Source organism: Streptomyces albidochromogenes, assembly GCF_005981925.1.
GTDB lineage: Bacteria > Actinomycetota > Actinomycetes > Streptomycetales > Streptomycetaceae > Streptomyces > Streptomyces albidochromogenes.
This window is the reverse complement of the sequence record NZ_VBVX01000319.1, coordinates 1-7193: the sequence shown is the minus strand read 5'-3', so window position 1 is coordinate 7193 and position 7193 is coordinate 1. Positions and strand designations below refer to the sequence as shown.

At 70.8% G+C, this 7193-nt stretch carries 7 protein-coding genes; 4 read left to right on the top strand and 3 right to left on the bottom strand.

Annotated elements, in window-relative coordinates:
* Nucleotides 1-102 precede the first annotated feature (102 nt).
* The gene (locus E2E34_RS28670; protein ID WP_138904794.1) at nucleotides 103-1695 is read left to right on the top strand and encodes an FAD-binding oxidoreductase; all 1593 of its coding nucleotides are present in this window, start codon (nucleotides 103-105) and stop codon (nucleotides 1693-1695) included.
* Between the two features lies 1 nt (nucleotide 1696).
* Here the strand turns inward: E2E34_RS28670 and E2E34_RS28665 are convergent, their stop codons facing one another.
* The 3 genes from E2E34_RS28665 to E2E34_RS28655 all read right to left on the bottom strand — a co-directional run bounded on the left by E2E34_RS28665 (nucleotide 1697) and on the right by E2E34_RS28655 (nucleotide 4212).
* A complete protein-coding gene (locus E2E34_RS28665; protein ID WP_138904793.1) occupies nucleotides 1697-2416 on the bottom strand; it encodes a phosphatase PAP2 family protein in 720 nt (239 codons plus the stop codon).
* Nucleotides 2417-2663: 247 nt separating this feature from the next.
* Nucleotides 2664-3689: a C40 family peptidase gene (locus E2E34_RS28660; protein ID WP_244316204.1), complete on the bottom strand. Its 1026-nt coding sequence runs from the start codon at nucleotides 3687-3689 to the stop codon at nucleotides 2664-2666.
* A gap of 130 nt (nucleotides 3690-3819) precedes the next feature.
* Nucleotides 3820-4212: a peptidoglycan-binding domain-containing protein gene (locus E2E34_RS28655; RefSeq protein WP_138904792.1), complete on the bottom strand. Its 393-nt coding sequence runs from the start codon at nucleotides 4210-4212 to the stop codon at nucleotides 3820-3822.
* A 418-nt stretch (nucleotides 4213-4630) separates the two neighbouring features.
* Here E2E34_RS28655 and E2E34_RS28650 point away from each other — a divergent pair, with 418 nt between their 5' ends.
* The 3 genes from E2E34_RS28650 to E2E34_RS28640 all read left to right on the top strand — a co-directional run.
* Complete coding sequence (locus E2E34_RS28650; RefSeq protein ID WP_138904791.1) at nucleotides 4631-4939, top strand: DUF8827 family protein; 309 nt, start codon at nucleotides 4631-4633, stop codon at nucleotides 4937-4939.
* A gap of 179 nt (nucleotides 4940-5118) precedes the next feature.
* Nucleotides 5119-5967, top strand: coding sequence for a DUF8175 domain-containg protein (locus tag E2E34_RS28645; RefSeq protein WP_138904790.1), 849 nt, complete (start codon nucleotides 5119-5121; stop codon nucleotides 5965-5967).
* Nucleotides 5957-7193: hypothetical protein (locus tag E2E34_RS28640; RefSeq protein WP_208765361.1), on the top strand; the 1237-nt coding region annotated here is incomplete at its 3' end. The genes E2E34_RS28645 and E2E34_RS28640, both read left to right, overlap by 11 nt.

The window sequence follows — 7193 nt, the reverse complement described above, 5'->3', positions numbered from 1 at the left end:
CGTAAGACCCGCCCCCTCCGGGCAGAAACCTCCGCCCCCGCAGGAACCCGGCCCGCCGTGGAGCCGTCTCGCCTTCCGGAGGCAACACCGGGAGGCAACACCATGGAACGGCGCTCACTTCTGACTTCGGCCACGGCCCTCGCGGCCACCGTCGCGGCGGCCGCCTGCACCGGCACCAGCTCCGGCGCGGCGAACGGCACCCGGTCCGCCCAGGGGCGCGGCCCGGGGGCCTCGGACCCCATCCGCCGGACCCCACCGGCCGGGGCCACCCCGACCTGGGCCGCTCTCGAACGCGGCCTCGACGGACCGCTCGTACGCCCCGAGGACACCGCCTACAAGACGGCCCGCCAGCTCTACAACACCCGCTTCGACCACCTGAAGCCGGCCGCCGTCGCCTACGTGGCGAACGAGGCGGACGTCAGGGAGTGCCTGGCCTTCGCCACGGCGCACCGCGTCCCGGTGTCCATCCGCAACGGCGGCCACTCCTACGCCGGGTGGTCCTCCGGCAACGGCCGCCTCGTCGTCGACGTGTCGAAACTGGCCAAGGTCAGGGCGAGCGGGACGACGGCGACCATAGGCGCCGGCGCCAAGCTCATCGACGTGTACCAGGGCCTCGCCCGCCAGGCCCGCCGCACCATTCCCGCCGGCTCCTGCCCCACCGTCGGCATCTCCGGCCTGACCCTCGGCGGCGGCCACGGAGTCGCCTCCCGCGCCTACGGCCTGACCTGCGACAGCCTGACCTCCGCCACCCTGGTCACCGCCGCCGGCAAACGCCTCCACTGCACGCCCACCGAGAACCCGGACCTCTTCTGGGCCCTGCGCGGCGCCGGGAACGGCAACTTCGGCGTGGTGACCGAGATGACCTTCCGTACCCGCCCGGCCCCCGCCGCCGTCACCGCGTACATGTCGTGGCCCTGGTCGAAGGCCCGGGCCGTGATCGCCGCCTGGCAGGAGTGGGGCCCGTCCCAGCCCGACGAGACCTGGTCGTCCGCGCACCTCGCCGCCGGCCCCGGCGGCACCACGCCCAACGTGACCGTCTCCGCCTTCTCGCTCGGCACGTACGGCGACCTGCAGAACGCCGTCGACCGGCTCGCCGACAGGATCGGCGCCCCCGCCCGCTCCGTCTCGCTGCGCCGCCGCACCTACCAGGAGTCGATGCTCGTGTACGCCGGCTGCGCCGGTTTCGACGACGCCCAGTGCCACCTGCCCGGCACCACCCCGGGCCGCACGCCCCGGGGCGCCCTCGGCCGGGAGACGTACGCGGCCCGCAGTGACTTCTTCGACCGCTCCCTCTCGCCCTCGGGCATACGCGAGCTGCTCGCCCAGACCGAGGCGTTCACCCGCATCCCGGTCTCCCGGGGCGGCGGCGGCAGCATCGCGCTGACCGCGCTGGGCGGCGCGGTCAACCGCGTGGACCCGCTCGCGACGGCGTTCGTCCACCGCCGGTCACGGATGCTCGCCCAGTACATCGGCGCCTGGCGCGCGGGCACGAGCGGCGCCGCGCAGCAGACCTGGCTGAAAACCGCTCACGGCGCCATGCGCCGGCACGCGTCGGGGGCGGCGTACCAGAACTACACGGACGCGAGCCTGACCGACTGGCGGAAGGCGTACTACGGGGCCGCGGCGGGCCGCCTGACGGCCCTGAAGAAGCGTTACGACCCGGGCAGGCTCTTCGACTTCCCGCAGGCGCTGTGAGTCAGGCGGCCAGGTCGTTGCGCTCGCTGTCCCCGGCGCGCTGGGCGGGGACCACGGCCGGCCCACCGAGACCCGGCCCGGCGACCGCGTCACGCGCCGCCGACCCCTTCGCCCGTACCAGCCAACCGACCTTCTCCGACCGCGCGATCGCCGCCATGAGCGGCGTCAGGAGCGCCATCGCCACCGGCGCGAGCAGCAGTGCCACGGCGGTGCCGAGGGCGAATCCGCCGATGACGTCGGTCGGGTAGTGCACGCCCATGTAGACGCGGCAGAAGCCGGCCACGACCGCGAGACCGATCGCCGCGAGACCGAACCTCCGGTTGGCCACGAAGACCCCGACGGCGATGGCCATCGCCAGCGTCGCGTGGTCGCTGACGAACGAGTAGTCCGTCTTGCCCGCGATGAGGACTTCGAGCCCCTTGTGGTCGTTGAAGGGTCTCGGCCGCTCAACGAACCCGCGGATGGGGATGTTGATCAGCAGGGCGATCCCGGCCGCCAGCGGCGCCCAGACGAGCCCGGCCACCGAGGTGACCGCGTCCTCGCGCCGACGCACGCTCCACCAGCACCAGAGCGCCACCAGGACCATGCCGAACATGGTCCCGTACTCGCCGACCAGCTCCATGACCCGGTCGAACCAGCGCGGCGCGTCCGCCGCCAGCCCGTTGATGTCGTAGAGCAGACTGACGTCGGGGTTCGCCCCATCCAGTGCGAGTCCAGCCATCTGCCGCGGCCCCTTGCCTTGTTGCCTGCTGCGCGGCACGCGTGTCTGCGTGCCGCTCCTGCGAACCCCCGTGGTTCATGCGACGCGAGGCCGCGTGGTCGGCGCGACTCTTCCACTTCCCCGGACCAGAGAACGCCCGGTCGGCCCCCACCGTTCCACTCTCCACCGAATGATCACGATCACGTTATCGAAGAGAGACACGTCGTCGCAGCTCAGAGGGTGGCGATAACGGAGAGTTCAAGCCATGTCACGCGTCGCCGCGCTCCTTGGGCAGGTCCGTCGGAAGCGCTTTCGCGCCGTCCTCGGTCACCCGGGTCGCACCAAAGTAGTCCGGCGTATCGATCTTGTCGAAGCGGATGACGGCTCCGGTGTACGGCGCGTTGATCATGTAGCCACCGCCGACGTACAGCCCGACGTGCCGGATGGCGCGCGAGTTGGTGAGGTCGTCCGAGAAGAACACCAGGTCCCCGGGCAGCAGCTCGTCCCGCGAGGGGTGCGGCCCGGCGTTGTACTGGTCGTTGGCCACCCGCGGCAGCTCGATGCCGACGGTCCGGTACGCCGCCTGCGTCAGCCCCGAGCAGTCGAAACGCCCGCCCTGCTCCGGTGTGCCGTTGCCGCCCCACAGGTACTTCGTCCCGAGCTTCTTCTGCGCGAAGTAGATGGCGCCGGCAGCCTGCCGCGACGGCTCGACCCGCCCGACGGGACGCGCGAAACTCTGCTCCAGACTGGTGATGATCTTCACGTAGTTCTGCGTCTCGCGGTACGGCGGGACGCCCCCGTACTTGATGACGGCGTACGCCCCCGCGTTGTACGCGGCGAGCATGTTCTCGGTCTGATTCCCCGGCACCTTCTTGACGTATCCGGCCAATTCACAGTCGTACGCCGCCGCCGACGGAATCGCGTCGGCCGGATCCCAGATGTCCCGGTCGCCGTCCTTGTCCCCGTCGAGCCCGTGGGACGCCCACGTCCCCGGGATGAACTGGGCGATGCCCCGCGCGTTGGCCGGGCTCTGCGCCCTCGGGTTCCAGCCGCTCTCCTGGTACAACTGCGCCGCGAGCAGGGCCGGGTTGATGGCCGGGCAGAGATTGCCCCACTTCTGTACGAGCGGCTGGTAGAGCGCGGGCACGGCGCCCTTGGCCAGCCCGACGGCCCGCCCGCCGCCCGCGCCGCCGGCCAGCCCCGCGGCTGCGGAGAAGGTACCGACGACGAGCAGCGCGACGAAGCTCAGGCACAGCCCGATCCCGACACCGGTGGCCACCCAGACTTTGCGCACCCCTCAACCCTCCCCCATCGGAGACGGGTTCACAGCGGTTTTCGCTCGCGCGTCCGGTGCGGCGTCGAACACGTCCGAAACGCCGCGCCGCCGGGAACCGGCGGCCACGGCGCCCGAACGCCCGCCCCGGTCAGAGCGCGCGCAGAGCGGCCCAGGTCTGCGGCCCGACGATGCCGTCCACACGAAGGCCCTTCACGTCCTGGAAGTGGACGACCCAGCTCTCCGTACGCGCCCCGAAGATGCCGTCGACGGCGAGCGGCTGCCCGCCGGACCAGTGGTTGATGAGGCACTGCACCTCCCGCACGGGCGCGCCGGACTGCCCGCGCCGGGTGGTGGTGCCGCCGTCGTAGTACCCGCAGAACGCGGGCGCGCCGGGCTCCACGAGCGGCACGGGCGCGACGGCCGAAGCGGCGACGGGCGAGAGGGCCGGCCCGGCGGAGTGCGCGGCGACGGGCGGGACGGACAGGACGACCGCGCCGAGCACGGCGGCCGACGCGAGGGCCACCCGGTGGCGTACGAGCATGAGGAACTCCCCTTCTCGGGCTGAGGAACGCGGCTGAGTTCCGGAGATGTTCGTGTCCGTCGAAAGTCCGACTATGCGCATATGCCAGGAGGACAACCCATGTGGGTGACCCCCGCCGGGACCGGGACCGCACCGCCCGGAAGCAGCCGCGGCCTCCACCCCGCCAGGTCCGACCAAAGGTGCATAACGCCAGTCATTGCCCGCAGTCACCCCTCGTGATACACAGAGTGACCATACGCGTTTTCGCATACAACCGGTCGGTACCGCAGGTCAGCGCGGTCCGACCGGTCATACCTGCGGAGGTCGGGAAAAGACAGCCACCAAGTCGACGTACCAGTGCGGTTCATCAGCGAAGATAGAGCGTGACCCCTGCCGTGCGGCGGGGGCGACGAACTACCCGACAGGGGCGGTGACTTACATGAACCTGGCAGCCGAAAAGGGCGACATCACCACCATCATCGGTGGAATCGCCCCGAACTGGGGTCCGTTCGGGACCCTGGGGAACGAAGCCCGCGTCATGATCGAGGTCGTGATGGCAATCGCCATCCTCCTCTGCCTCGGAATCGCCATCTGGGGAGCAGCGAAGCAGCGGATCGGCGCGACGGCCCTCAGGGACACGTTCAGCGCGGAGCAGGGCAAGGGGCTGATCGTCGCCGGCCTCACGGGCGTCTTCATCATCGGCTCGCTCGGCACGCTCTTCACCATCGTGTACGGGATGGCTGTCTAACCCACCTCCAGCCAGCACCGGGTGCTCCCGGCCCTCACTCCCACCCCACCCGTCCGTCGTGCCCATTGGCTGAGGTTGCGTCTCCCTGATGTCGAGTCACCACACCGCGCCCGCGCGGGAACCAGCACGGCTACCGTCGTACTACGCGGCACTGCAAACGGTTGAGGGGGCGCACGGGCATGAGTCTCGGTGACGAGCACGGCTACGGCGGCGACAGCGGTCGTTCGGACCGTGTCGGCGGCTCCGGTCAGACCCGTACCCGGCTGCCCGAAGGCGGCGGTAGCGAGGTCTACGGCGGCGCGCGCCGCCCCGTACGCACCTCGCGCTCCCTCATCACCGTGGTGGGCGTGGTGGTCCTGCTGATCGCCGCCATCGCCTTCGCGAACCGTGGCGGCGGCGAAAGCCTCTCGGACGACGAACCGAAGCGGGGCGGCGCGGCGGAGGCGACGGCCGCGACCGGCGTGAAGCCGGTGGACGGCAAGAACGGGATGATCCCCTCCGGTTTCGCCCACGACGAGCAGGGCGCGCAGTCCGCCGCGGCGAACTTCGCTGCCGCGCTCGGCTCTGACGGCATGTTCAATGAGGACCGGCGTCACGACATCGTGGAGTCGATTGCCGACCCCAGCGCGCTGAGTGAGCTCCAGGCAGGGTTTGACGCCGACTACTCTCGCGACTTTCTGGCGCAGATCGGTCTTACCGCAGACGGCAACGCGCCGGCAGGGGCGACGTTCGTCAATCGAACCGTGCCTGCGGGGACGAAGATCGCAAAGTACAGCGATACCAATGCCGACGTGGACGTCTGGTGCTCTGGCCTCTTCGGCCTGACGGGTGAGAAGTCGACCAAGCCTGTCACGAACGGCTGGTTCACAGTAGCGGTCAAGCTGAAGTGGAACGGGTCCGACTGGAAGGTCTTGGAGACCAGCCAGAAGGAGGGCCCGACGCCTGTTACCGGCGACAACCCGGTGTCCGGGTCGGACGAGATCGCCGACGCGGTCAACGAATTCGGAGGGTTCACTTATGCCCGGTAACCCTCGGCTTCGCTCAGCCGCGGCAGCTTTCGCGGCGATTCAGGCAGCGATGTTCCTGTTCGCGGCCCGCGCGACTGCGGCACCTACTCCGCCGCCGTCTCCGGGCAAGAGCGACAACCCGTGTTCACTGATCGCCGGGCCTGCCCGGGAGTACTGCGACGACGGCGAAGGCGGCGGCTCCCGTCTCCGCGCTCCCACCGACCCCGCCGAGACCCTCGACCCCCTCTCCTCCCTCGCCAAGGGCTGCGCCGACGCCGCCGCCTGGATCGTGGGGAAGCTGAGCGACGCCGTGCAGTCGACCGCCACCGTCGACTTCACCAACCCCAAGTTCCTCCAGCAGTACGCCATCGTCTTCGCCGCCTCGGCCGTCCTCACCCTCGTCCTGTGGCTGCTCGCCGTCGCCAAGCGCGCCATCCGCGGCGTGCCGCTCGCGACCGCGCTGTCCGAGGCCATCGGGTTCCTCTGGCTCACCGTCCTCGCGTCCGCCTTCACACCCCTGATCCTCTACACGATCGTCTCCGCCACCGACGGCATCACCGAGGTCATCGCCGCCGGGACCGGCGGGCAGACCGACGTGTTCTTCGGGTCGTTCGCCGAGGCGCTCAAGAAGGGCGACGACATCGGCGGCGGTCCGATCATGCTGATCGTCGTGTCCCTCGTGACGATCCTCGCCGCCGGGATCCTCTTCCTGGAGCTGTTCATCCGCGCCCTGCTGCTCTACGTCGGCGCGCTCCTCGGCGTCGTCGTCTACGCGGGGCTCGTCGACAAGAACATGTGGGGGCACGTCCGCCGCTGGGTCGGCATCATGATCGCGATCATCATGGTCAAGCCCGTCATCGTGATCGTCCTCGGTCTCGCCGGGGCCCTGTCCGCCGACGACGGCCCGAACGCCTTCTCCGCCGTCGTCTCCGGGCTCGCCATCATCCTGCTGGCGATCTTCGCCTCCGGCATGATCTACCGCTTCGTCCCCGGCTTCGGCGACGAGATCGCCTCCGCCCGCCGCAACCGCAACAAGGCCACCGACGGCGCCCAGGCGGCCGCCGTCATCAGTTCCCCCGCCGCCCTCGTCTCGCAGGGCATCAAGGCCCACAGCAGCCGCGGCGGAGGCGGGGGCGACCGCGGCGGCAGCGGTTCGCCGCCCCGCCAGGCCAACCCCGTCACCGGCGGCGTGGCCGCCCACAGCGCCCGTGGCTCGTCCGGCGGCCCCGGCGCGGGCGCGACGGGAG

Coding starts and splice junctions, on each gene's coding strand:
- E2E34_RS28665 (WP_138904793.1), bottom strand. CDS start 2,416: ATGGCTGGACTCGCACTGGATGGGGCGAACCCCGACGTCAGTCTGCTC.
- E2E34_RS28650 (WP_138904791.1), top strand. CDS start 4,631: ATGAACCTGGCAGCCGAAAAGGGCGACATCACCACCATCATCGGTGGA.
- E2E34_RS28645 (WP_138904790.1), top strand. CDS start 5,119: ATGAGTCTCGGTGACGAGCACGGCTACGGCGGCGACAGCGGTCGTTCG.
- E2E34_RS28655 (WP_138904792.1), bottom strand. CDS start 4,212: ATGCTCGTACGCCACCGGGTGGCCCTCGCGTCGGCCGCCGTGCTCGGC.
- E2E34_RS28670 (WP_138904794.1), top strand. CDS start 103: ATGGAACGGCGCTCACTTCTGACTTCGGCCACGGCCCTCGCGGCCACC.